Here is a 24,452-nt window from a genome sequence, read left to right as displayed (position 1 = left end):
CCTTCAGGCCTTGCTTGCGAGAGTGGTGAGGAGGCCGCGGACGCGAGTCTCGATGTCGTGGCGGATCGCGTCGACCCCCTCTAGGGACGCCAGCGCTGGGTCTCCCACGGCCCAGTCCTCGTAGCGGACGCCGGGGATGATCGGGCACACGTCGCCGCAGCCCATGGTGATCACAACATCCGCGGCTCGCACGGCGTCGTCGGTGAGCGGCTTCGGGAACGCCGTCTCGGCCATCTGCTCGCCCTCGATCTCAGTGAGCAGCGAGCGCACGTGCGGGTGCACGTCCGATGCAGGGGTGGATCCTGCGGAGCGAGCGACGACTGATCCGCCCGCGAGCTGGTTGACGATCGCGGCGGCGAGCTGGGAGCGGCCCGCGTTCTGCACACAGACGAACAGCACCTGCGGCACCCCCGAGTTCCGGTCCCGTGTGAGGTCAGCGAGGCGCTGCCGGGCGAACCGCTCGGTAAGTGGGATCATGTGCTGCGTCAGCTTCGCCGACCGCACCAGCCCAGCGTAGGACTCGCGCACGATCGCGATCACGACGTCCCGGTGCAGCTCGGTCAGCTCTTCAGCGAGCTCCTCCGCGAGGCGCGTCACCCGGGCATCCATCTGCTGCAGCGCCTTTGACTGGGTCTGCACGTCCTCCGGCTCGTCGGCTACCGCAGCAGGAGCGAACGCATCGAGGAGAGCGGCGACGGCGCGATGCCTGCCCGGCGCGATCCGGTACCAGACCCAGGTGCCGCGCCGCTCGGACAGCAGCATCCCGGTCCGCTTCAGCACCTTGAGGTGGTGGGAGACCGTCGGTTGGGAGACATCGGTGAGCTCGGCGAGATCGCACACGCAGGACTCGCCGCGCGGGTCAGTAGCGATCGCGGAGAGCATCCGCAGTCGCAGAGGCTCGGCGAGGGCCTTCAGTGCGCCGGCCACAGTCGCTGCCGCCTCAGCGCCTATCGCGTGCGACGACGATGGGGCACACGCCTCGGCGTCGGGGATGACAGCAGTGTCGGTCATGGCGTCCTCGTTTCGGTAGCGTAAGGGTCGGTGTGGAACCAGGCTCGGGCAGCCCAAAGCGAGACGTAGACCAGGCCCACGAGCACGGGCACCTCGATAAGGGGGCCAACGACACCAGCGAGAGCCTGGCCGGATGCCGCACCGAAAGTGCCGATTGCGACTGCGATCGCCAGCTCGAAGTTATTCCCGGCCGCGGTGAACGCGAGCGTAGTAGAGCGCGCGTACCCCAGGCTGAGAGCTTTACCCAACAGGATGCCGGCGAACCACATGAACGTGAAGTAGATGAGCAGAGGCAAGGCGATGCGCGCGACGTCCATCGGGTTCGACGTCACTTGTTCGCCTTGCAATGCGAAGAGGAGCACGATCGTGAACAGGAGGCCATAGAGCGCCCAGGGACCGATCGTCGGGAGGAACTTCTCCTCGTACCAGTCGCGACCACGTCGTTTCTCACCGATCCACCGTGACGCGAAGCCCGCGAAGAGAGGCATGCCCAAGAACACGAGCACGTTCAGCGCGATCTGCCAGACAGAGATCTCAAGGCCCTGCGCATCCAGCCCCAGCCAGCCAGGCAAAACGGTCAAGTAGAACCAACCCAGGACGGAGAACATGACTACCTGAAACACCGAGTTGATCGCGACCAGCACCGCGGTCGCCTCGCGATCGCCACAGGCCAGGTCGTTCCAGATCACGACCATCGCGATGCAGCGAGCGAGCCCGACGATGATCAGTCCGGTCCGATACTCTGGCAGGTCCGGCAGGAAGATCCACGCCAGGGCGAACATCACAGCGGGCCCCACGAGCCAGTTCAATACGAGCGATGAGCTCAGGAGCTTCTTGTCGCCAGTAACCGCAGCGATCTTGTCGTAGCGAACCTTCGCGAGCACCGGGTACATCATCACCAGCAGGCCGAGTCCGATGGGAATCGAGATCCCGCCGACTTCCATCGCGGACAGCGCGTCGGAGAGTGCTGGAACGAAGCGTCCCAGCAGGAGGCCTGCGACCATGGCAAGCCCGATCCACAGCGGCAGCCACTTGTCGAGAGTGGAGAGCCGTTTCGGTGAAGAAGGGGTCAGGGCGTCGGTCATGAGAGCAGTTCCTCGATCTTCGCGGCGTACACAGGCTTCGAATGCGCACCGATCAGCACGTCAACTCGTTTCCCGTTCCGGTAGAACCCGAGGGTTGGGATCGAAGTCACCCCGGCCGCGGCAACGGTCTCGGGGTTCTCGTCGGCGTCGACCTTCATGATCTTCACTCGACCCGCGTACTCGTCGGCGAGCTGATCCAGGATTGGGCGATCGCCCTGCACGGGCCACATCAGGTCGCCCAGATGTCGACCACGACGGGCAGCTCGGACTCGATCACTTCGGTCTGGAAGGTGGCGTCGGTGACGGGAGTTATGGTGCTCATTCGGAGACCTCCAAAACGGGCTCAGAAACTGTAGTGGGCGCAAGGTGCGACAGGTAGTGCTGGGCGTCCTGAGCGGCAGCGCAGCCGGTCCCCGCGGCGGTGATCGCCTGTCGGTATGTGTGATCGACCAGGTCCCCGGCCGCGAACACCCCGGCCAGGTTCGTCCGTGTAGACGGGTGCGCGACTCGGACATAGCCGTCCGCATCGGTGTCGATCTGCCCGGTCACGAGCTCAGAGCGCGGGTCGTGCCCGATCGCAACGAACACCCCCGTCGCCTCGAGCCTGCGCTCTGCCCCGGTGACGGTATCGCGCAGTGTGAGACCGGTGACCTGCTCATCGCCGAGGATTTCTGCGACCTCAATGCTCCAGGCGACCGCGGTCACCTTCGACGCGAACCGAGTGAGGAGCAGGGCCTCCTCCATCGCGAAGTCTCCGCCTCCGACCACAACGATCTCCTCCTCGGGGAGACCGAGCTTGCGGTACGCGGAACCCATCGCCAGGATCACAGCGCGTGCCTGGTACGTTGCCCCGGCACCGGTCACGATAGTCCTCACGTCGCCGTCGAGATCGAGACGGGTCGCGTCGTCCTGGACGATCAAGGCGCCGAAGCGCTCGGCCTGCGCCCGCATCGACTCCATCAGATCCGGCCCCTGCACGCCTTCAACGAAGCCCGGGAAGTTCTCCACCTCGGTCGTCGTCATCAATGCACCGCCTGCGGTCACCGAGCCCGCGATCACGACCGGCGCGAGACCCGCTCGGGCAGCATAAACCGCCGCAGTGTATCCCGCGGGACCGAACCCAACGATGACCAACTCAACCTCTTGATGAGACATGCTTCTATATTGACATCAATCAATTCAACCCGCGAGTCCAATCTGACTTTGTCACCGAATGTTCACGCATCACACTCACCAATAGTTGGCACCATCAGCAGAAGTACCTGAACGGTTCACCCGCAGGCGCGATGCTCACTCGCTCGACGAAGAGATTCGGCGACTCGCGCCCTATCCACGGCATGACCTTGTGCGATCCACTGACACGTCCTATTCCTATCCAGGGAGCGAGTAGGTACGGCCGTCCCGCTTGTGACCGCGCTCATTGCTGCGGTCACAGAAGCCGCGGAACAGTATGCAACGAAGCCTCGCGGCAGCCGTCTACAGGTGCAGCTCGTCAGGGTGCTCGATGAGGCAGCGGATGTCTGCCGTTGAAAGCAGTTCCCCGACCTATATTCGCATTTCGGTTCTCGCGGGATCATTCTCATGATCATTCTTCAGACCTGGGCGCAGAGGGTTGAGATGTGGGGCGATCGCGGAATGCAGAAACTCTGGTCTGCCTCAAACATCAAGGTCTATGGCGGCAACGTCGACGAGAACGACTTTTTGGACGCTCGTTCCGTCGTCATTGTGGATTATGACCGTGTTCGTGCATCGACGTCGCGGGATGGGGCATTGCTTGGCGATGGACGAAGAAATGTCTCCACGCAGGTGCAGAAAGAACGTCTCATACCGGTCGCGGATCTCGCAGCGCTCCCCCCGCGGCCGCGCGATCATTTTCAGCGCAGGGAATCGTCCCACGATGGCGATGACGGTGCCGTGGAAGCGAACCAAGTACGCCGAGAAGATCCGCGCCTAGATCATGGCACACGATCCTCAACAGGCCGAGACCATCTCGGCTGCGGAGCATGAACTCGCGGAAGCGGAAGCAGAACTTGCCGAGCTCGACGCCGAGTGCTCACAGGCGGATGCGTCATGAGTACTGAACCGGACTAGGCCCTTGGCCCGCGGCAAGAGGACGGCGACGAAACAGACGGCTACGGTGATGAGCCCTGGAGCGGTTCTTGGTCTGAGCGAATGAGCGTCGAGGCGAAAGAGGAGCTCAACCACCGGACGGGTTGGGGATGGCTGGGCTCGGGGTAGATGCTACTCCGATGATGGCGTTCTTTGAAGCCCTTACGAATAGGCCCGCCCCTGCCCCGCAGCCGGCCACACCAAGAGAGGAGAAAGAGCCAGTTCCGCCGCAGCACCCAAACGCGGTCACCTGGTTTCGGGGCGGGTGCCGGCACGTGCACCCGTCGCGCGCTCAGTAGGCAGGGCAGCTCCCCGGCGTGGAAGAAGGACTGGTTGGCGTATCCGGAAGCATGGGCCCGGATTGATGCGATCTGACGTGCCTGTGAGTGTTTACGGATGGATCCTGCGACCGGAATGAGTGTCTGGCTTCGGGACCACGGTGACCCGCACGTGGGGCAGTTGCTCGGAGAGAACGGGCCGTTTGTGAAGTCCAGAGAACGGAGCAAGCTCGACTCCCCGCTTCCCCATGCGGATCCGACCGCTGCGCTCCTCGCAGACGAGCATCCCTCACCCGAGGCCGGTGTTTGAATCCTTCACACCCGCATTGACGGGCGCAGCCTTCGGACACAGTCGACCTAATCGCTCAGGTCTACCTAATACTGGGCGAAACCAACAGGCAGGAAATCAATGCTCAATCTGCCCGACATGCACCGGTTCGAATGAACTCGAGAGCTTAGTACTCCCATCCGGAAGGAAGGCACGCAGCCCCACAACGGCGCCGTTATTTGACGGCAGAAAGGCGGTATCTACCCATGATGGGCACTTCAGTCCCCCCTTTGGGTTCACGCAGTATGTCGTAAGGACACCGGGGTCGGTTTTCATCTTCACCCCGTAGTAGCTGCTTACGTGTTTAAACTCAACCACTGTGATCACTTGCCGCTGGTTGGTTGCTTTCCAGACCCCGCCAACCTTCTTCCACTCCACGGCCCATGCTGAGGGGTCTGATGTCACCTGTTCCTGCACCAGACTCCTACGGACACAATGCACACAGTCAAGGGATCGATAATTCGGGGAATGCTAGCGTTCTCTCCATCGCACCAGTCGGCGCAGAGGGATTCACTCCGCCAGGCAGGCCTCTGCAAGAGTTTTCTGGAGAGGTCACCAACCCCGAAAACGGCTGTTTGACGTTTGAAGGCGATTCGGAACGACTTCTCTGGACTCGTGTGGCCCACATGTTGACCTTGCGGACGCGTTCAGGCTGCCCGCTGGTGAGATTGTTCAGGCAGGCGGCGAGATCTCGGCACATGGACCGTCGGCATCCAGAGCTGGGTTCCCCGATGCCGGGAACACCTCGAGCATGTGGGAAGCACAGCCAGGTTCTGCTTCACCGGTGCAGTACACGACCCCGAAGTTCTTATCGCGCAGGATGCCCGGAAACGGTAACTTGATGCGAGGAATCCCCGCCGGACTCCGCTGTGATTGTGGAGCGTGCGGAGAGGAAGTGCGCTCCATTCCACCCGCCACTCGGAGAACAGTGCCAGTGGCGTACGCCGCATCTGGCGAAAGGAGCCAGGCGACGGCGCCCGCGATGTCATGCGCTGCCTTGTACGCCCCATCGGGATCACTGCCGAGACTTTCGCAGGCCGATCCGGATTCTGGGGAGACTCCGTCCAGATCGTTCCGTGCTCCACGCAATTCACACGAACGCCCGAGTGAGCAAGCTCAGTAGACAGCCCAATGGCGAGCGTCGCGACCGCGGCCTTCATCGCGGCGTAGTGCACGTAAGTTCCGGGGCTGCCCGCTGCGGTCGCGGCGGAACCAAGAAGCAAGATCGATCCGTCCGTCCGTGCGGGCAAGGCGAGGCGCCGCAGCGCAGTACCCGAGCAGCACACCGTCGCCGTCACGAGTCAAACGCTGCGCGACCGCGGCACCTATTCCGCGCGAGCCTCCAGTGATGGCAATGACGTGCGCGCTCGGGTTCATACGCTGATCCTCTCAGCTTCGACGACTCCTCTTTCGTCACCTCGCTACTCAAGTGAACGACTTATGGCCAGCCGGCGTCTTTACGCTGAACTCTCGGGTGCGGGACGCTACCCAGTTTTAGACTGGACTACCCAAACGAGAGGCACTACAAAGTGAGTATTCGAAGAGTTACACACATCACAGCCGCGTTTTTCGGGACGCTGGCACTCATGGCGCTCGGGGTGAGCAGCAGCGCGGCCGCGCCAGACGACCCTCCCGTCGAGCCTGCCTCCTCCGCTGTTGCGCTCCCCGAGCTCACCTCAGTTTCTCCAGCCACAGTCACTGAATACCAGCGCAATACCTTCACGATCACCGGCAAGAATCTGGCCGGCGTGACGCAACTGCTGGCCTCGGACGTCTCTTACTCGTTCGAAGTTGTCTCAGACACTCAAATCACCTTCACTGCCTATCTTGGTGGCAGCGATGAGATCCTTCTCACCGTCGACGGGACGAACGGTGTGTCCAACCCACTGAAGATCTCAATCTTGCCGCAGGTGTGGGAGGTCCCTGCCGACGACCTGAGCATCACCTACGGTCAAGCAGGAAGACTCACGGGCGACTACACAAAGCTCACCCAGCACGACGCGCTCTACTTTGCCGTTGGCGACGAAACTTACTCTCCCGATTCGATGGCCGAGGGCAGAGCCTCCCTGACGCTCCAGCCCCGCGCGCTTGACGCAGGCAAATACGGGGTTGTACTCGGCTCATATGCACCTGCTCGCGCTGCGCAGGCGCCCGCAGGCGCTCCGGAGCGCCCCGCCGGTACGCTCGAAGTACGCAAAGCACCAACGCAGATTTCCTATGAGGTGTCGGAAGGCACGCTCCGTGGGACCGTTGTTGCAGCCTTCGACTCTGTGCCAACTGGATCTGTCGTGGTCACCACTCAGTCAGGAACCGTGAACGCAACCGCGCCACTCGATAGCACAGGAGCGTTTTCCCTGAGCGATTTCTCCGCAGACAGTTCTGGGTTCACGCTCGAGTACCTCGGCGATCTCAACCACCTCATCTCCTCAGCGAAAGAAGTGACAACGGACCCGGTGAAACCCATTGATCCTGTAAAGCCGGTCGACCCCGTGAAGCCGGTCGACCCGGTGAAGCCGACAGATCCGACGGGGACGAGGCCTGGGGAGACGACGTCAACGAAGCCTGCACAGCCGGCTCCATCAAAGGACCTGGCTCGAACGGGGTCGCCCACGGATCTTGCCGGGGTCGCGGTCACTGGCGCAGTGATCGCTGCGCTGGGAGCGGCCGGACTCGTGCTCGCAGCGGCGCGCCGTCGACATCAGCACTAACAAGGCCAGAAGGCTCACTGCAGCGGGTCTCCTCCACGGGAGACCCGCTGCATGTCGTTGCTTCTCTCGCCCAGGGGTGTTCAGCGCCCCCAGCTACGAGTACCGTCGTACCCACGACAAGGTCCAGCGTCCGATGCCCCTCCGGGAACGCGGTTCGAGCATTGGAGCAGCGGACCACGCTTGACCCGACACGAATGGACCACGTTGCTGCAACACTTCCCCGCAGGCCCGCACGCTGCCGATGCCCCGGCCCCGGCGGACCAGTCGCACGCAGACCATCAGCCGCGCGGGCGGGCGCAACGGCCACGAACGGCGGCCCTGATCTCCGCCGCGCTCTGCTTTCTGGGAGCACTGACGGCGCTGGTCGCCCTGATCCTGATCTGGATCGCACGTTCCACCCACGAAGATCCGCCGTATGTGAGCGGCTTGGGGGCGCCGGGTGAGCCCACCGAGTTCGTGTTCCGCGTCGCCCTCACCATGGTCGGCGCAGCCGGGATCCTGGTGGGCCTCGGCTGCTGGAACTCCCGCGCGGGCAGGATCGCCACCGCCGGCGCGCTTGCGCTCACGGTGGCCGGGCTCTGCTTCGTCGGCGCCGCGGCCACCCCGTGCACTCCCGGATGCCCAGCCCCCAGCTCCGCGCTCTTCACCGCCCAAGACTTCGCGCACCTCTTCCTGGCGATCGCCGGTTTCGTGCTCGCCTGCGCCGCAATGCTCCTCTTCGCGTTTCGCGGCCGCACGTGGGCGCTCCTCTCCTGCACCGCTGCCTCGCTCGTCGCCGTGATCGCGGGCACCGGTGGCATCCTCTCGCTCGCCGACACCGCGACTGACTTTGGCGCCCTCTGCGAGTATGTCGCAACCTCGATCGGGATCGCCTGGCTTGTGGCAACCGGCGTCGTGTCGAGCATTCAACTCTGCTGGCCTACCCTCCGGACGGATGCAGCGCTGCAGAAGACAGCGGTGCGTTGAGCTCCGTGGCGGAAAGTGCAACATCACCAACACACGACTGCGGAGGCATGTTGCACCACCAACCGGAGGGATGGTCGTGTCTGTGGTCCCGGGTTTCCGCAACCGCCGCGAAGTAGAAACCGCCCTCACTGCTCCTTGATGCCGCTAGCTCCTCATCTACCAATTCGTGCCACTGCTATTCACGCCTCTGTTCCCGGCAACCACTCATCCGGCTACGACGGTGTGGGTGTTCTACGTGCTCCCCGTCGCATTCGGCGGGCTCGTACTCGTAGTGTTCGCTTGGTCCCTCGGCTGGGTGCGCGAACTGTACGGCCCCCAGCCACTCCGCGGCCGAGGCTGGATGTGGTTCGCCGTTGCCGCAGTGCACATTTTCAACGTGATCCACTTCGCGACCGTGGACTACGCCAAAGCAGGTGTAGGCGTCGTCATCGCGTGGCTGGTCGCGGGACTCTGCATCGGCTTCGCCGAAGAGACGCTGACCCGCGGCATCGTCGTGAATCTCATGCGCAAGCGCGGGCACCGCGAGATTTCAGCCGCTCTCGTTTCCGCAGCGCTGTTCGCCGCTCTGCACTCCGGCAACCTGCTGACTGGCCAAGCGCTGGTACCGACGCTGCTGCAACTCATCGATACCTTTGCGTTCGGCATTCTGATGTACCTGACGCTGCGCGTGACAGGAAACCTGATCTGGCCGATCCTGCTGCACGCCACAACCGACCCATCGATCTTCTTGGTCGCTGACTACCCGACCGATGGCGCGCTCAATCTGCTCGGGTCACTGGGTAATCCTGTGGTCATCATCACCGGCCTGATCCTGGTTTTCTTCGTACGCGGCGAAGTTGCCCCGTCCGCCGCCCCTGGACTCGTGGGGCCCAGCCGGCCGTCCGCCTGAAAGATACTCCGCACACAATCTCGGAACCACTCTGCTCGTCTGGACACCGAGGAGGTGCGCTGTCTAGACCGCGCTCCTCGGGCTCGTGCAGGGCGCAGCGATCAGCGTTCCGAGCCCGAATAACACGGGCGCCTGGGTGAAAGCGGCACGGCTCTCGTGTGACTAGACTCTTTCTCGTTCCTTCAGATGGAGAGAGTGTTGGGTTTCATCGACGACGTAGCCTTACTCGCAGGCCTCGGGGCGCTGCTCTATTTGGGCTACGCCCTGCTCCACCCGGATCGCTTCTGATGAACTGGTGGTTCGCAGCCACAGCGTTCCTGACGCTGGCGCTGATCCTCGCCCTCCTGTACCGCCCGCTGGGCGACTACATGGCGTGGGTGTTCACCTCTGACCGGCACTGGCGTGTCGAACGGTTCATCTACCGGCTCTCTGGAGTCGACCCCGATCGACAGCAGTCGTGGCGCGGGTACCTCACTTCGATCCTCGCGTTCTCCCTCATTGGGTTCGTGCTGCTCTACCTGCTGCTTCGCACGCAGCAGTTCCTCCCGTACTCTCTCGGCATGGGGCCCATGAGCCCCGACCTCGCGTTCAACACCGTCGCGTCGTTCGTTGCGAACACCAACTGGCAGTCGTATTCGCCGGAGCAGACCGTCGGATACACCGCGCAGGCGGTCGGTCTCACTGTGCAGAACTTTGTGTCGACGGCGGTCAGCATGGCCGTCGCCATCGCCCTGATTCGTGGAATCGCCTCGCGCGGCGGTCGCAGCGGGCTCGGCAACTTCTGGGTCGACCTCGTGCGCGCGAACCTGCGCATCCTGCTGCCGATCTCGCTGTTCGCAGCAGTGCTGTTGCTCGCCGGCGGGGTGATCCAGAACCTCACGGCTCCGGTGGAGATCGAGACTGTCTCGGGCCTCACGCAGACCCTCCCGGGGGGACCGGTGGCCTCGCAGGAGGCGATCAAGATGCTGGGGACGAACGGTGGCGGCTTCTTCAACGCGAACTCCGCGCACCCGTTCGAGAACCCGACGCCGTGGACCAACATGCTGCAGACGCTCCTCCTGCTGCTGATTCCCTTCACGATGCCCCGCACGGTGGGCACGATGGTCGACGATCAGCGCGCGGGGTACGCTCTGCTTGCCACGATGGCGGTGCTCTTCGTGCTCGTGTACGTGCCGCTCACGGGCTTCGAGTTCGCGGGGGCTGGCACGGCCCCCGAGCTCGCGGGCGGCGCGCTCGAGGGCAAGGAACAGCGGTTCGGGATCGTGGGCTCCACGCTGTTCGCAACCGCTACGACGGGCACCACGGGTGGCGCGGTCAACTCCATGCACGGTTCGTACACCGCGTTCGGCGGCCTCATGCTGATGTTCGACATGATGCTCGGCGAGGTGGCCCCGGGCGGTGCGGGATCGGGAATCTACACGATGCTCGTGCTCATGGTCATCGCGGTCTTCCTCACCGCGTTGCTCCTCGGCCGTGCTCCCGTCTACCTCGGCAAGCGACTCGGTACACAGGAGATGAAACTCGTCAGCATCGCCATTCTTGTGATGCCGACGCTCGCGATCGGCGGGATCGCGGTGAGTTTTGCGATCCCATCGGTGCAGGCGGAGATCGTGTCGAGTATGGGAAACGAAGGCTCGCACGGACTTTCTGAGGTGCTCTACGCATTCGTGTCCGCAGCGATCAACAATGGCTCCGCGTTCGCCGGGCTGAGCGCGAACACCCCACTGCTCAACGTCACGCTCGGCATCGTGATCCTGCTCGGGAGATTCATCCCGATCGTGCTTGTGCTCGCCCTCGCGGGGTCCTTCTCGCTTCAGGGCAAAGCGGAGAGCACACTCGAACTGCCGCTGCACCGACCCCAGTTTGTCGGCCTGCTTGTGGCGCTCATCGTGTTTATCGCGGTACCCATGTTCGTGCCATACCTGCTCGCTGGGCCGTTCGCGGAAGGATTCGTCCGGTGATCCAGAGACTCCTCGAGCGGCTGCGGAACAACAGCGTGATCTCACCGTCCGCTCTGCGCACGGTGATCATCGATGCGCTCCGGAAGTTCGACCCGCGCTACCTCTGGCACAACCCAGTCCTCCTGCTCACGGAAGCGGGCGCCGCGCTCACCACACTGATCGCAATCGCCGAACCGGTTGTCGGCGGGGCGCGCCCCTCAGGCGGCACCACGATGCCTCCGGGGTTCACCTGGGCGCTCGCCATCGGCTTCTGGGTGTGCCTGTTCACCGCAACGCTCGCTGAGTCGATCGCGGAGGGTCGCGGTCGCGCTGACACTGCGTCCCTCCGACAGGCCGCGCGCACCACCCCTGCCCTTCGAGTGGCAAGTTATGACCCCACCCGCGACCGCTCGGCTCAGAACGCCGAGCTTGAGCAGGTCGGCTCGCACGATCTGGTGGCGGGCGATGTCGTCGTCGTAGATACGGGTGGCACAATTCCGGCCGATGGTGAGGTGCTCTGGGGCGCCGCCGAGGTCGACGAGTCGGAGTACACGGGACACGCAGGAACGGTGGTCCGCGAGGCTGGCGGCGATCGCACCGCCGTCATCGGTGGCACGAGTGACCTGGGTGGGCGCCTCGTGGTGCGCATCACCGCTTCGGTGGGAGCGAGCGCATTCGAGCGCACGATACAACTCGCAAGCACCGCGCGCCGCCAGAAGGCCCCCATCGAGGTGGCGTTCAGCGCGCTCCTCAGTTCATTCTCGGTATCCTTTGTGATCGTCGCGCTCACGCTCAACTCTGCGGTCTCGCCCGTCGCGCCGCCGGTCTCCGTCCCCGTGCTCGTCGCGATGGTGATCTGTCTCATCCCCACGGAGATCGCCGCGCTGATGTCCGTGACCGGCATCGCGGGGATGTCGCAACTGCTCCGGCGCGGGGTGCTCGTCACCTCGGCGAAGTCACTCGAGACGGCCGGCGACATCACGACCGTGCTCCTCGACAAGACCGGCACGGTGACCCAGGGGAACCGGAGCGCGGTCGCGTTCCTGCCGCTCTCCGGGGTCGACCCCACCGAGTTCATCCGTCTTGCGGCGCTCGCTTCGATCGGTGACCCCACCCCCGAGGGCGCTTCGATTGTCCGGCTGGCGCGCGCGCTTGGGGCCACTGAACCGGACCCCGGAGGCACCGAACACACGCGCGCTGAGGACGGCACCCCCGTGGTCTTCACCGCGAACGCCCGGATCTCGGGGTATGACCTCCCCGATGGGACGAAGCTCCGAAAGGGCGCGGCGCACGCGGTGGCGGCCTGGCTGAAACAGCAGGGAACGCAGCCATCGCGTCACGTTCTCGCGGAGCTTCAGGCCAGCACACACGCCATCGCGAGCGACGGCGGCACCCCGCTCATCATTGGGGTGAAGCCACCGACGGGGCCGGGCCGTGCGCTCGGCGTGGTCGACCTGCGCGACACGATCAAGGCCTCCGTACCCGGTCGCGTCAGCGCCCTCCGCGGCCTCGGTATTCGAACCGTGATGGTCACCGGCGACCACGAGCTCACCGCGAAGGCGATCAGCGCGGAGGCGGGGATCGACGAGTACGTCGGCAACTCAACGCCAGAGGAGAAGCTCGCGGTCATCGTGCGCGAGCAGTCAGCGGGACACTTGGTGGCGATGAGCGGTGACGGCGTCAACGATGCTCCCGCGCTCGCGCAAGCAGACATTGGCATCGCGATGAACTCTGCAACGGCTGCGGCGAAGTCCTCCGCGAACATGATCATCCTGGACGACGACCCCGCTCACCTCGTGGACATCGTCGAGGTGGGCCGCCGACAGATGGCCACCCGCGGCGCCCTCATGACGTTCAACCTCGCCAACGATCTCGTGCGCTACTTCACGCTATTCCCCGCCCTGTTCGTTGGCGCGTTTCCAGGGCTTGCCGCACTCAATGTGCTGCAGCTGCACTCCTCTGCGTCGGCGGTCCTCTCCACGGTGATCTTCAGCAGTCTGGTCATGGTCATCCTGATCCCGCTCGCCCTCATCGGCGTGCCGTACCGGAGCACCGGGCCCCGCGGCGACCTCACCCGCAACCTCATTGTCAATGGACTGAGCGGCGTGCTCGTCCCGATCATCGGCATCAAGCTCATCGACATGGTCGTGAGCCTGATGCCGGGATACTAGGGGGCGTCGTGGCACACACCATCTGGCGGAAGACCGCCCCGCTGTGGACGGCGCTCCGCATCATGCTGCTCCTCACACTCGTGTTGGGTATCGGCTACCCCCTCGTGATGCTCGGCATCGGGCAGAGCGTCTTTCCGCATCAGGCGAACGGCTCTGTGGTGCGCGCAGCCGACGGTCGAATCTCGGGTTCCGAGCTCATTGGGCAGCGGTTCACGGACGCCTCTGGCGCGCCGTTGCCCGAGTACTTCCAGCCCCGGCCTTCCGCCGCAGGCGACGGCTACGACGCGCTCGCATCCGCAGGTTCGAACCTGGGGCCGGAGAGCGAAGAGCTCGCCCTGCAAATCGAGGAACGCCGGAACGCCGTTGCCTCGTTCAACGGGGTACCCGCGTCAGAGGTACCGACGGACGCAGTCACGGCCTCGGGCTCAGGCCTCGACCCGCACATTAGCCCGGCATACGCTGCGCTTCAGGTCGCGCGCGTCGCCGAGGCGCGCGGTCTTCCCGTGGACGTCGTGACGACGAACGTATCTGCGGCGACCAGCTCGCGCGATGCCGGCTATCTCGGGGAAAGTCGGGTGAACGTGGTGGAGCTCAATCTTGCGCTCGACGCGCTTGCACACTCGGCTGGGGATCCTCCCCGCTCGGGGTAGGCGAAGCGCCTGCGTTTCCTGCCAACATAGCTGTAAGCCGAACCCGGAGAAAGGACGATGAGCATGAGCGATTCCGCGCCACTGGCGACCGAAGCGGGGGTCAACGCACTCGCGGAGCAGTACTACGGGACGTTGGGCGCCTACGGCTATGCGGAGCCGCTGACGATCGACCCCCGGGATACTGTGCTGTTGCTCGTCGATATCCAGGAGCATCTTTCGACGCCCGCCATCGTCGCGTCGCTCACCGCGGCGGGCCTGTATCACGAGGGGCTTGATCCCGTGCTCCGCGCGATGGAGGCTGATCTCGCCCGGGCCCTCGACAACATCGAGGCAGTGCTCGCGAAGTGCCGCGAGTTGGGCATCCGTCCCGTGCACGTCGGCATCCAGGCGCAGATCGGAGATGCGTCAGACACCGGCGCGCTCCATCGGGCCGCTGGCATGCTCTACCCGCCGGGCTCCCCCGACTCCGCGTTCCTGCCGCAGGCTGCGCCGCTGCCGGGCGAGGCCGTGCTCACGAAGACCTGCTCAGGCGTGCACGTGGGCACGCACATCGACCAGATGCTGCGCAACATGGGAGTACACCATGTACTCGTCGCCGGTTTCTACACGGATCAGTGCGTGAGTTCCTCGGTGCGAGATCTCGCAGACCTCGGCTACCAGGTCGGCCTCATCGAGGACGCCATGGGCGCCATGAGCCCGCAGCGTCACACGAACGCACTCGAGAGCATCCGAAAGCTCTATGCCAACTCAGAAACCACCAGGGAGCTACTCGACCGACTCGACGAGCTTGACGCGAAACTGGCCAGGCGCAGCGAACGTGCCGCAAGCGGACGCCACAGGCACTAGCTCAAGCACTGCGCTCTAATGCGTCACAATCGCTTTCGCGAGAATGATGATCATGCCAAACGACGCAGTGGCGAGCGCGCCTCCGAGGCGCGCGATCAGAGGCGCGCCGAGCCGCGCGTATGCAAGGTAACCGAGTACGGCGAGAGCTGCGACGCACACCCAGAGCGCAAGCCAGTTTGCGGCACGGTCTGGCAGTACGCCAAACACGCCGAAGAGCAGCGCCCCTGAAGGAAAGACTGTGGCGACAAGCATGCCACGCGCGTCCCTCGTCGCATGACGGATCGTGTGCCGCAACTGCCGCGGGGTGCCTTGCTCGTCGGTTCGTCCGTGACCGGCGACAATACTTGAGTACACGTGGGCGAGCCAGAACACCGCGACCGTGACTGCGACGAAGAGGAGCACTCTGAATGAGCTCGCCCCCGCGCTACTCGCAGTCGCGATAAGCCCAGACACGAGAATAAGACCATACACACCCTGCTCTGTAGCGAGGTGTCGGGCGAATTCAATCGTGCCATTCTGCGATGTTGCCATGGTGCAAGTCTATGGGGCGGTGATCAACCGTCGACGCGGTGTCGAATCGCCTCGCGGCGCGAGCTCACGCCCAACTTCCGGTAAATGGAGCGCTGGTGCGAACGGACGGTGTTCACCGACAGATGGAGCGCAGACGCGATCTCCTCGGCGGTGAGCCGCGTCGCAAGGTAGCCGAACACCTCACGCTCGCGCCGCGACAGTGTGACCGCTGGGCCGCCGGCCGCGTCGCCTGTCTGCGGCGCAGCGAGCAGCTCGGCGATGAAGACCTCGTGCGCACTCCCCCACGCGGCGTGCTGCTCGAGCAGCTCTCGCGTCGCGTCGATCGGAACTCGGAACGGGCGGCGAATCCGTTCGGGTTCCGCGCCAGTGAGCGCGCGCTCAAGCAGGCGGTGCGCCACCTCGGTGCGCGTGCGCTGCCACGCGACCGTCGCAACCAGCACCTGTGACCAGGCATGTACGGGCGGGATCAATTCCGCCCGCGCGATCCCGCGGAGCAGTTCCAACGCGTCGTCGGGACGGCCGATCTGCACGGCGAGGTCAGCTGCGATCACGCGCGCGATCGGAACGCTGTCGAAGTCCCCGAGCCGCGCGAGCTCGCGAAGCGCGCCAGTGCGATCGCCGAGCATGGCCCGCAGGCTCGCGTGCGCGACGGCGAGGTAGGCCGGCCATGGCACGCCGTGGCGGTCGACGCGGCTCACACTCATCAGCATTGCCTCGGCTTCCGGCACGAGCGCGCGCTCCCCGAGTGCAGCCACCCCGAGCGCAAAGTACACTCGTCCGAGCGCCGCGTAAGACGCGTCGTGTCCGCCCTGCTCGTGGAGTTCTCTGGCGAGGCGGAGCACGTCGTGCAGCTCGTCACGCCAGTATGCGACAAGGATCGCCGCCATGGTGTCAATGCCACCGTCGTAGACGCCCCACTCGCTGAGCGCCGCGCCAATCCGCGCCGTTCCTTCGATGCCGAGCACCTGCTCGGCTGCCCCAAGCCTCCCCCCGAAGGCGAGCGCGAATGCGAGGTTCGCATTCGCGCGACCGGCGAGCACTTCCGCACCTGAGCGACGTGCGAGCGCGCTCGAGGTGCGCAGCAGCTCAACCGCGCGCACCGGGTCACGGCGCAGCCGCAGCTCCGTCCAGCCGAGCAGGAACGCGCCATGCGCGTACGTCGTTTGACTCAGCTCCGCCTGCTCGAGCGCGGCGCTCACCTCGTCAGCTGCGGCGCGCACGGCGTCGGGTCCTTCCGCGAGAAAGAGTCTGGCAAAGGCTCGCGTCGGTGCGGCCGTTGCCTGCTCGACGGCGCTCAACCTCATCCACCGCGTGTCCGCGTAGCCAGCGAGCCGCACGGCACCGGCGCGATCGCCCTCGACGTCAAGGCACGCCGCGCGAATCCAAAGCATCGAGACGTTCTCGCTCCACGGCTCCGGGAGCCGACCGCACCGCTCCGCAAGCACAGTCGCGGAGCCGCCGATGATGAGCTGTAGCCAGCGGGACTCGATGATCTCGGCTGCTCGGTCGGGGCGTTCCGCAGCAAGCGCGTGGCGAGCGGCCTCCGCCGGATAGACATCGGCGAGAAGAGTCGCGGCGATGAGCTGGCAGCGCGCGGCCTCGGCGGGGTCGGTGCGGCGGAGCACTCCGCGGCAGAGCCGGGCGAATAGTGAGTGCCAACGGTAGATCACCGGGTCATCGTCGCGCTGATACGCGTCGATGAACAGGCCGAGCGTGCGGCACTCTTCGAGGAGTACGTGCGCATCAGTGCGACCGCTGAGAGCGTTCGCCAGCGTGACGGTGAAGCGCTCGCAAGTCACGGTGCGCAACACAAATTCCCGGAGTTCCTGGCGCAGCGCCGCGAGCACACGGCGCTCCACGTAGCTCGCGAGCAGGAAATCTGAGGCATCGGGCTGCGGCCCGTGCTCCCCCTGCTGAAGGCTCTGCTGCTGCAGCGCGAAGCCGAGTGCAACCGGCCAGCCGCCGGTGTCTTCCCAGCGCTGCGCGAACGCAGCGGAGTCGGGTGCTGCCCCGATAGCGCGCGCGGCGTCGGCGAGCTGACTCGCTTCCGCCGCGGAGAACGCAAGGGTGTCCGGAGTGATGGCGGCTGCGCGGCCGGTCGCGAGTTCCTCCGCGAAGAGCTCGCGCACGCTGTGCGTGCCCGCGAGGATCATGCGGAGCCTGCCGCCGGCGCCGAGAAGCAGGGTGCGGAGCACATCGGTGCATGCCCCGGCACGCAGGTGCTGTGCGTCGTCAACGATCAACGTGGTCGGGGCCGCAGCGTCGGCGACCGCCGCGAGGATCGCGCGCTGCACGAGCGCGAGATCGGCGCTCCCCGCCGGGCCGGGCGTGCGCGGCGTGGTGGTGGGAGTCGCGCCCGTGGTGCTCTGCATCACCGCGGCGAGCACGCCAGTCAGTAGCGCAGCTGGTGCTCCCTCGTCCCCGGTGAGCGCGAGCCACGCCTTCGGCCCACTTCCGACCGTCTGCGCCCACTGGCTGAGCGCCGTCGTCTTGCCGTATCCGGCTGGCGCCTCGACGATCGTGAGCTCCTGCGCGGCAACGCACACGTCGAGTGCCGCTGAGATTCGGGGTCGTTCAAGCACGCCGCGGCGTGGCCGCGGCGGAGCCGTGAGAAACCACGGTGCGACCAGCTCTGCTGATGCAGGAATTGCCCCCATGAGCTGCATCCTAGCAACGTCGGTGCCGTGGCTCGGCGCATGGGGGCTGCACGCGCAGGACTAGTTGCAGCTGAGCGCCTCGTCAAGCTGCGCCTGGGTAGCTTCGAGCTCACCCCACTGCGGCTGCAGCGAGCGCACCGCCTCCGGGATCGTAAGCTCGGGGTCGACATTTTCGACTGCGGCGGTGAACTCGTCGACCGCGTCCTGCACCGCGGCGACCCGGTCCGCCGCAACAGTGTCGAGAGATTCGGCGAGCTGCTTCGCGCTCTCCTGAACCTGATCCCGTGCGTCGGTGATCTCACCAATCGTCGAGTCGGCGCTGAGGCTGCCCTTCGCGTCGGCGATGGTTTCCGAGAACGCGTCAAACGCGGTGCAGGCCGACGCCTCGTTCGCTACAGGGTCGGCGCTGCAACCGGTGAGCATCGCCACGCCGGCACCAAGGATGAGGGCAGAGGAAACAAGTGAGCGGGGTGTGCGCATGCTGGTGGTCTTTCTCTCGGAGGGGAGGTCTCACGCCGATCTTCCGATACCAGGGCACGGTGTGGCGAGCCTCACGCAGCAACGCCCCGAGAAATTCACCCGTGGCGGATGAGGTTCGCTTGCGCCGCCTTCTCACCCTCACCAACCGGTGATGAATTCGTTGGCGAGGGCTCGCTCCCGGGCTGCATGTCCGGAAGAGTCGGCAGCGTGAATTCTCCGGACGCAAACGCACGTTCCCGATTCCGCCGTGCTCTCCGCAACTACCGCGGGCGTTTCGGTTCGCGCCGGACGATGCGAAGCGACCTCACCGCGGGTCTCATCGCCGGCGTAGAGAGTGTGCCAGACGGCCTTGCCGCCGGGCTGCTCGCTGGCGTGAATCCGCTCCACGGCCTCTATGGCTATCTTTTCGGCACGCTGGGCGGCGCACTCGCAACCGGCTCGGTGTTCATGAGCGTGCAGGCCACCGGAGCCATGGCCGTGATTATCTCGGACGTGCCCGAAACGCAGTCGGGTCCCGGCGCGGGTGCCGCTCTCACCACGCTCGCGCTCCTCACCGGCGTGATCATGCTGGCGCTCGGTCTCGCCGGTGCGGGCAAGCTCGTCCGGTTCATTCCGACCGCGGTGCTCGTCGGGTTCATCAACGCAGTCGCAGTGAACATCATCCTGGGCCAGCTCGAGACCGTCACCGGTTATGCAGCCGAGGGTGCGAACCGCGTGGTGCAGGCGGTCGACACGCTGCTCAACGTCGCGAGCTTTAACTGGCGTGCGGTGCTCATCGGCGTGGTGACCGTTGTGCTCATCGTCCTGCTTGAGCGCACTCGCATCGGCCCGCTCGGCATGGTGGCAGCAATCATCGTCGGCTCGGCGCTCGCCGCGATCCTGCCCGGGCCGCGCGTCGAGCTGGTCTCCGACGTTGCCCAGATCCCGGCAACGCTCCCCGGACTCACCCCGCCAGATCTCGGGGTGGTCGGCGCGCTCATAGTGCCCGCGGTGTCGCTCGCGCTCGTTGGGCTCGTGCAGGGCGCAGCGATCAGCGGCTCGATCCCGAACCCTGGCGGAAAGCTTCCTGACCCGTCCGCAGACTTCCGCGGGCAGGGCATCGCGAACCTTGCGGCCGGCCTCTTTCACGGGATGCCGGTAGGCGGCTCGATGTCCGGCACGGCGATGGTGCGCGCGGCAGGAGCGCGAAGCGCCCTCGCGAACCTCGTCGCCGCCCTTGTGATGCTCATCACAATCGTCGCGTTCGCTCCGGCGATCGGCACGATCGCGATGCCCGCCCTCGCGGGGCTCCTGATCTTGGTCGGCGCGCGGACCATGAAGCCGGCCGAGCTCCGCTTCGTGTGGCGCACCGGGCCGGTGCAGGCTGCCGTGTTGAGCGTCACCTTCGTACTGACACTGCTCATCCCCCTGCAGTACGCGGTGCTCGCTGGTGTGGGGCTCGCGATCGTGCTTCACGTCTCCAGGCAGTCGAGCCGCGTGAAGGTGCGCGCCTGGAATTTCACCGCGCAGTCGCCGCTCCCTCGCGAAGGCGCGCCGCCGCTCGTGCTCGAGGGTGACGAGACCGTGGTACTCGTGATCTACGGCAGCGTGTTCTTTGCCGCGGCGCCCGTACTCGCGGAGCAACTGCCCGCGGTGGTCGAGACGAGCCGCGGCAGCGCCGTCGTGCTCCGACTTCGTGGCACCGACGAATTCGGCAGCACGTTCATTCGGGTCGTTGAGCGCTACGCGCGCGAGCTGCACGCCGCAGGCGGGACACTCTTCCTATGCGGGGTCGGCCCGCGCGCCGAGGCTCAGCTGCGCAGCACAGGGCTCCGCGAAGTGCTCGGGCCAGAGCACGTCATCCCGGCGACCGAGCAGCTTGGTGACTCACTGGAGCAGGCGCTCAGCGCCGCAATGCGGTGGCGTGCGACCCGACCGGATCCGGAGCCGGACTCCGGGCTCACCAACCACTAATGAATTACGTGCGCGTGCGTCCCGAATCCGACGCGGTTCGCGCGTCATGCGAGGAAGATCAACGAGACGGTCGCACGTTCTTGGCGGCCGCGAGGCCCGCTGCGCCGCGCAGCGATTCTGCAAGGAGTCAGCATCATGGAGTTTTGGTCGTCAATCTGGAACGTCATCAGCGTGTTCTTCTGGGCGTTTGTGTTCATCGCGTCGATCTACGCGCTCGTGGCGATCGCGACCGATCTCTTCCGCGACAAGGAGCTGCCCGGCTGGGGGAAGGCGATCTGGCTTGTCTGCCTCGTTTTTCTGCCACTCATCACGGTGCTTGTCTATCTGATCGCGCGCGGCGACGGGATGGCGCGCCGCGCCGCGAAGGAGGGCGTTGAGGCGCAGCAGGCAGCCGAAGACTACATCCGTTCCGTCGCCGCACCGACGCCGGCAGCCGACATCGCCCAGGCGAAGCAGCTCCTCGACGCGGGCACCATCACGGCCGACGAGTTCGCGCAGCTCAAGCAGCGCGCACTGCAGGCCTAGTCCCCATGCTGCAGATCCTCGGTGACATCCTCCCGCTCGCCGTCGGCGTCGCGGTGAGTCCCGTCCCTATCATCGCGACGATCCTGATGTTGCTTTCGCCGCGCGCCGGCGGCACGAGCCTCGGGTTTCTTTTCGGCTGGGTGCTGGGCATCACCGTCGCACTGACCATCTTCATCGTGCTGAGCAGCCTCATCGAAGGCGGCAATGCCGACGGGCCACGCCCGATCGCCGCGATCGCGAAGCTGGGGATCGGCGCGCTGCTGATCCTGCTCGCCGTCCGGCAGTGGCACTCGCGCCCAGCCGCGGGCGACGCATCCGAGCTCCCCAAATGGATGTCGGCGATCGACACGATGACCCCACTGCGCGCGGCGGGCCTCGGCGCCGCGCTTGCCGCGGCGAACCCGAAGAACCTGCTGCTTGCCGCGTCCGCTGGAATCAGCATCGGCGCAAGCGCATCACTCGCCACCACGGTGGGCACCGCGGTGATATTCGTCGTGATCGCTGCCGCCTCAGTCGCTGCACCCGTGATCGCTTACCTCGCCGCACCCGCGCGACTCGCTGACTGGCTTGCCGCGCTGAAGGAGTGGCTGGTGGCGCACAACGCGACAATCATGGCAGTGCTGCTGCTCGTCATCGGCGTCGCGGTGCTCGGCAAGGGCCTCGCTACGTTCTAGCGAGCGCCGCGATGCCCGGGTCCCCGATGAGCGGTACCCGGACATCGCCGCCGTGTTCCTCCGTGAGGCGCGCACCGACCTGCACCACCGTCGCACGGTCCACAAAACCGCCAGCGAAGAGCGCTTGGCCTTGCGCGAACTCTGGCGACTGCTCGACGAGTTCTTCAGGGGCGAAGCCGAATACCGCGCCGAGCTCGGCAAGATCGCGCGGTGCGTTCACCCGCATGAGGCCGAGGTTGTCGCACTGCGACAGCACGTTCGGGTGGATCTTCGTGGGGCGCTGCGTGGAGAGGAACAACCAGAGACCGAACTTTCGCCCCTCCGCTGCGATCTGGATGAGCTGCTCCGTGAGCGCCCGCTCCACTCCGGTCGTCGGATCTGGCGGGCACAGGTTGTGCGCTTCGTCGATGACGATCAGCATGGGCTTCCGCTCCTCACGCCGCGCCCAGAGCTCCTCGAGTACCGCGAGTGCCGCGACTTTCCCCTCCGCGGGGTGCACGCCGCCGCCAATGTCGAGCACGGTGGCGCGAGGCCGCTCCGCCACATGATCGAGCACGGAGCCACTGCCGCGCGACCACAGCGGCCAGTCGAGCACCTGCAGGTTCTCCATCCGATACGCGAGTCGCTCCTGCATCGGATCGCCTGAGGCGCGCAGCCGCCGCATGAGCTCATCGGTGTCGAAGCGCTCCGGCGTGCCCTCCAGGTGGAGCAGAATGTTGTACTCCTCCGCGTCCCGGATCGGGTCGAGGCGCAGCACGGCCGCCTTCGTGGCCGGGGACAGGTCCACGTACCGCACATGCAGCGCGTCGTCGCCCTGGGCGCCCGAGCGGAACACCCGGATATCGGCTCCCGCGATCTCGTCGCGAACGGCGGCGGGCACCTCCGCTCGCGGCTCCCCGAAGCGCACAAAGTCGGCGTTCGGGTCGAGGATCAGCATGGGCATGCGCGTGCGGAGAAGCAGCTGTTCGAGCACGACGCCGAGCGCGTAGGTCTTGCCGCTGCCGCTCTGCCCGCACCAGAAAGTGTGGCGGTTGAAACGGCGAGCGTCGAGCGCCACGGGCGCTCCTTCATCGACCGCGGTCCCGATCATCAGCTCGTTCATCCGTGCTCCCTCATTCGAGGCCCCTGTAGGCCCCGCTCAGCGTGCCAGCCCGCGCGCGAACTACTCACGGGTGACCCCAGAATTCACCAGTGGTGGATGATGCGCAAGCCCGTTCCTCCCCGCACACTGGAATCGGCGGGGACTCGGGGTGGGGTCCCCGACCACTCATACGAACATGAAGGAGCCCGCCGCATGTCCACAGAGCACGAAGCGTCGGTGCAGTCGTACCTGTACGCTTTCCCACTGGTCTTCAACCTGGATCAGGTCGCACGCTACGTGTCTGCGGGCATCGGCGCGAACCCCGCCGCCCCCTGGAACACGTTCAGCCACGCGCGAACGCTCGCGGGTCCCGAGGACACTTTCGTCACCATCAACAACGACACCGTCTACTCGATGGCTCAGCTCGACCTCAGCGCGGGCCCCCTCCTCCTCGAGGTGCCCGAGACGGGCGGCCGATACTACGTGCTCCAGTTTGTGAGCGCGTGGACCGACAACTTCGCCTACATCGGGCACCGCGCCACCGGCTCGGGCCCGGGCCGCTTCCTGCTCGTCCCTGCCGACTGGGACGGCGCGGCGCCCGAGGGCGCGACCGTGGTGCGGGTGCCCACACGCGTCGCCTCGATCGTGGGCCGGTGGGCCGTCTCCGGCCCCGAAGATCTGCCCGCCGTGCACGCGCTGCAGGACGCCACCACGCTCACGCCGCTCGATCCCGCACAGCGCCCCATCGGACTGCCGGAGGTCGCCGCGCAGGAAACCGATGCCGAGACGTTCTGGGCGAAGTTCCGTGCGTGGAGCACCGCGTTCCCGCCCGCCCCGCGCGATCGCGAGCTCCAGGAGCGAGCCGAGGCGCTGAGCGCCGGGGTCGGCGACCCAGGCGCCCGCACCGAGCTCGTCGCGAGTGTCGCCAAGGGCTTCGACACCCTGACGGCCGTGCTCGCGAGCGGCGGCGGCAACGCCGTGGTGAATGGCTGGAACATCACTTACCACTCCTTCGACTACAACCTCGACTACTTCGAGGTGGGCGTCGTCGCGGAACCGCGCTTCATGATCTCCGACCCGGCGCGGCGCATCGTGCAGCGCGCCGGCGCGGCACTCGGCGGCCTCTGGGGCAACCAGTCGTTCGAGGCGGCCTACGTCGCGACGTACATCGACGCCGCGGGTGAGCCGCTGAGCGGCGAGCACGACTACGAGCTGCGGCTCAGCCCGATGCCGCCCGTTGGCGCGTTCTGGTCGCTCACCATGTACGACGTGCCGAACTCGTTCCTCGTCGCGAACTCGGCCGGGCGCTACTCGATCGGCGATCGCACACCCGGGCTCGTGCTCGAGGATGACGGCGCGCTCGTGATCACGATCTCCGCCACCGAGCCGAGCGACCCGAAGCGCCGGGCGAACTGGCTGCCCGCACCGGCGGGGCGCTTCCGCCCCGTGCTGCGCATGTACGAGCCCGCCGAGGCCGTGCTCGACGGCAGCTACGAGATCCCGGCGATCGCTCGCATCGACGCCGTTTGAGGCGGGGCGCTCTGCGCGTACGCGCACGCGCACGTACGCG

Annotated in this window: 20 protein-coding genes and 3 pseudogenes; 14 read left to right on the top strand and 9 right to left on the bottom strand. The window is 65.9% G+C overall.

Annotated elements, in window-relative coordinates:
• Window positions 1–3 precede the first annotated feature (3 nt).
• The 4 genes and pseudogenes from ACR81A_RS05165 to ACR81A_RS05150 form a co-directional block, all read right to left on the bottom strand.
• Entirely contained in the window at window positions 4–1,011 is a 1,008-nt protein-coding gene (locus tag ACR81A_RS05165; RefSeq protein WP_440312903.1) for a metalloregulator ArsR/SmtB family transcription factor, read from the bottom strand.
• Window positions 1,008–2,096 carry an ACR3 family arsenite efflux transporter gene (arsB, locus tag ACR81A_RS05160; RefSeq protein WP_440312902.1) on the bottom strand — a complete coding sequence of 363 codons (1,089 nt, stop codon included), beginning with the start codon at window positions 2,094–2,096 and terminating at the stop codon, window positions 1,008–1,010. Before arsB ends, ACR81A_RS05165 begins: the two co-directional genes overlap by 4 nt.
• A pseudogene (trxA, locus tag ACR81A_RS05155) lies at window positions 2,093–2,418 on the bottom strand (thioredoxin). Before trxA ends, arsB begins: the two are co-directional and overlap by 4 nt.
• Window positions 2,415–3,251, bottom strand: a complete 837-nt coding sequence (locus ACR81A_RS05150; RefSeq protein ID WP_440312901.1) for an NAD(P)/FAD-dependent oxidoreductase — start codon at window positions 3,249–3,251, stop codon at window positions 2,415–2,417. The pseudogene trxA and the gene ACR81A_RS05150 overlap by 4 nt, the downstream one beginning before the upstream one ends.
• Before the next feature lie 390 nt (window positions 3,252–3,641).
• Here ACR81A_RS05150 and ACR81A_RS05145 point away from each other — a divergent pair.
• Window positions 3,642–4,103, top strand: a pseudogene (locus ACR81A_RS05145) (TraG/TraD/VirD4 family protein); the annotation flags it as partial.
• Window positions 4,104–4,592: 489 nt separating this feature from the next.
• A pseudogene (locus ACR81A_RS05140) lies at window positions 4,593–4,793 on the top strand (DUF4913 domain-containing protein); the annotation flags it as partial.
• 665 nt (window positions 4,794–5,458) lie between these two features.
• Here the strand turns inward: ACR81A_RS05140 and ACR81A_RS05135 are convergent.
• The gene (locus ACR81A_RS05135) at window positions 5,459–6,097 is read right to left on the bottom strand and encodes an SDR family oxidoreductase (protein ID WP_440313130.1); all 639 of its coding nucleotides are present in this window, start codon (window positions 6,095–6,097) and stop codon (window positions 5,459–5,461) included.
• Window positions 6,098–6,409: 312 nt separating this feature from the next.
• Here ACR81A_RS05135 and ACR81A_RS05130 point away from each other — a divergent pair, with 312 nt between their 5' ends.
• The 8 genes from ACR81A_RS05130 to ACR81A_RS05095 all read left to right on the top strand — a co-directional run bounded on the left by ACR81A_RS05130 (window position 6,410) and on the right by ACR81A_RS05095 (window position 14,981).
• On the top strand, window positions 6,410–7,519 hold the full coding sequence (locus ACR81A_RS05130; protein WP_440312900.1) for an IPT/TIG domain-containing protein: 1,110 nt from the start codon (window positions 6,410–6,412) through the stop codon (window positions 7,517–7,519).
• Between the two features lie 180 nt (window positions 7,520–7,699).
• Window positions 7,700–8,485 (top strand): DUF998 domain-containing protein, encoded by a 786-nt coding sequence (locus ACR81A_RS05125; protein WP_440312899.1) that lies wholly within the window; start codon window positions 7,700–7,702, stop codon window positions 8,483–8,485.
• Window positions 8,486–8,711: 226 nt separating this feature from the next.
• Complete coding sequence (locus tag ACR81A_RS05120) at window positions 8,712–9,374, top strand: lysostaphin resistance A-like protein (protein WP_440312898.1); 663 nt, start codon at window positions 8,712–8,714, stop codon at window positions 9,372–9,374.
• Window positions 9,375–9,560: 186 nt separating this feature from the next.
• A complete protein-coding gene (locus ACR81A_RS05115; RefSeq protein ID WP_440312897.1) occupies window positions 9,561–9,662 on the top strand; it encodes a potassium-transporting ATPase subunit F in 102 nt (33 codons plus the stop codon).
• Window positions 9,662–11,335, top strand: coding sequence for a potassium-transporting ATPase subunit KdpA (kdpA, locus tag ACR81A_RS05110; protein ID WP_440312896.1), 1,674 nt, complete (start codon window positions 9,662–9,664; stop codon window positions 11,333–11,335). Before ACR81A_RS05115 ends, kdpA begins: the two co-directional genes overlap by 1 nt.
• Window positions 11,332–13,485, top strand: coding sequence for a potassium-transporting ATPase subunit KdpB (gene kdpB / locus ACR81A_RS05105; RefSeq protein ID WP_440312895.1), 2,154 nt, complete (start codon window positions 11,332–11,334; stop codon window positions 13,483–13,485). The genes kdpA and kdpB overlap by 4 nt, the downstream gene beginning before the upstream one ends.
• An 8-nt stretch (window positions 13,486–13,493) precedes the next feature.
• Window positions 13,494–14,135, top strand: a complete 642-nt coding sequence (kdpC, locus tag ACR81A_RS05100; protein WP_440312894.1) for a potassium-transporting ATPase subunit KdpC — start codon at window positions 13,494–13,496, stop codon at window positions 14,133–14,135.
• A 63-nt stretch (window positions 14,136–14,198) separates the two neighbouring features.
• Window positions 14,199–14,981, top strand: coding sequence for a cysteine hydrolase family protein (locus ACR81A_RS05095; protein WP_440312893.1), 783 nt, complete (start codon window positions 14,199–14,201; stop codon window positions 14,979–14,981).
• Between the two features lie 15 nt (window positions 14,982–14,996).
• Here ACR81A_RS05095 and ACR81A_RS05090 read toward each other — a convergent pair whose 3' ends face one another.
• Genes ACR81A_RS05090 through ACR81A_RS05080 form a run of 3 tightly spaced genes read right to left on the bottom strand, consistent with a single transcriptional unit; the run spans window position 14,997 to window position 18,649 of the window.
• On the bottom strand, window positions 14,997–15,512 hold the full coding sequence (locus ACR81A_RS05090) for a hypothetical protein (RefSeq protein ID WP_440312892.1): 516 nt from the start codon (window positions 15,510–15,512) through the stop codon (window positions 14,997–14,999).
• Window positions 15,513–15,535: 23 nt separating this feature from the next.
• Window positions 15,536–18,169: a LuxR C-terminal-related transcriptional regulator gene (locus ACR81A_RS05085; RefSeq protein ID WP_440312891.1), complete on the bottom strand. Its 2,634-nt coding sequence runs from the start codon at window positions 18,167–18,169 to the stop codon at window positions 15,536–15,538.
• Between the two features lie 60 nt (window positions 18,170–18,229).
• The gene (locus tag ACR81A_RS05080; protein ID WP_440312890.1) at window positions 18,230–18,649 is read right to left on the bottom strand and encodes a hypothetical protein; all 420 of its coding nucleotides are present in this window, start codon (window positions 18,647–18,649) and stop codon (window positions 18,230–18,232) included.
• A gap of 207 nt (window positions 18,650–18,856) precedes the next feature.
• Between ACR81A_RS05080 and ACR81A_RS05075 the strand changes: the two genes are divergently transcribed.
• From ACR81A_RS05075 to ACR81A_RS05065, 3 genes are all read left to right on the top strand, one after another.
• Entirely contained in the window at window positions 18,857–20,602 is a 1,746-nt protein-coding gene (locus tag ACR81A_RS05075; RefSeq protein ID WP_440312889.1) for a SulP family inorganic anion transporter, read from the top strand.
• A gap of 135 nt (window positions 20,603–20,737) precedes the next feature.
• Window positions 20,738–21,127 carry an SHOCT domain-containing protein gene (locus ACR81A_RS05070; protein ID WP_440312888.1) on the top strand — a complete coding sequence of 130 codons (390 nt, stop codon included), beginning with the start codon at window positions 20,738–20,740 and terminating at the stop codon, window positions 21,125–21,127.
• A 5-nt stretch (window positions 21,128–21,132) separates the two neighbouring features.
• Window positions 21,133–21,801, top strand: a complete 669-nt coding sequence (locus ACR81A_RS05065) for a GAP family protein (RefSeq protein WP_440312887.1) — start codon at window positions 21,133–21,135, stop codon at window positions 21,799–21,801.
• Here the strand turns inward: ACR81A_RS05065 and ACR81A_RS05060 are convergent.
• Window positions 21,791–22,903 (bottom strand): ATP-binding protein, encoded by a 1,113-nt coding sequence (locus ACR81A_RS05060; RefSeq protein ID WP_440312886.1) that lies wholly within the window; start codon window positions 22,901–22,903, stop codon window positions 21,791–21,793. The genes ACR81A_RS05065 and ACR81A_RS05060 overlap by 11 nt on opposite strands.
• 192 nt (window positions 22,904–23,095) lie before the next feature.
• Here ACR81A_RS05060 and ACR81A_RS05055 point away from each other — a divergent pair, with 192 nt between their 5' ends.
• A complete protein-coding gene (locus ACR81A_RS05055; RefSeq protein ID WP_440312885.1) occupies window positions 23,096–24,412 on the top strand; it encodes a DUF1254 domain-containing protein in 1,317 nt (438 codons plus the stop codon).
• The last annotated feature ends 40 nt before the right edge of the window (window positions 24,413–24,452 follow it).

It is taken from the genome of Leucobacter chromiireducens (assembly GCF_051993095.1).
Taxonomy (GTDB): Bacteria; Actinomycetota; Actinomycetes; order Actinomycetales; family Microbacteriaceae; genus Leucobacter; species Leucobacter chromiireducens.
Note: the sequence above shows the minus strand (reverse complement) of the source record. Positions and strands in the feature narration are given on the sequence as shown.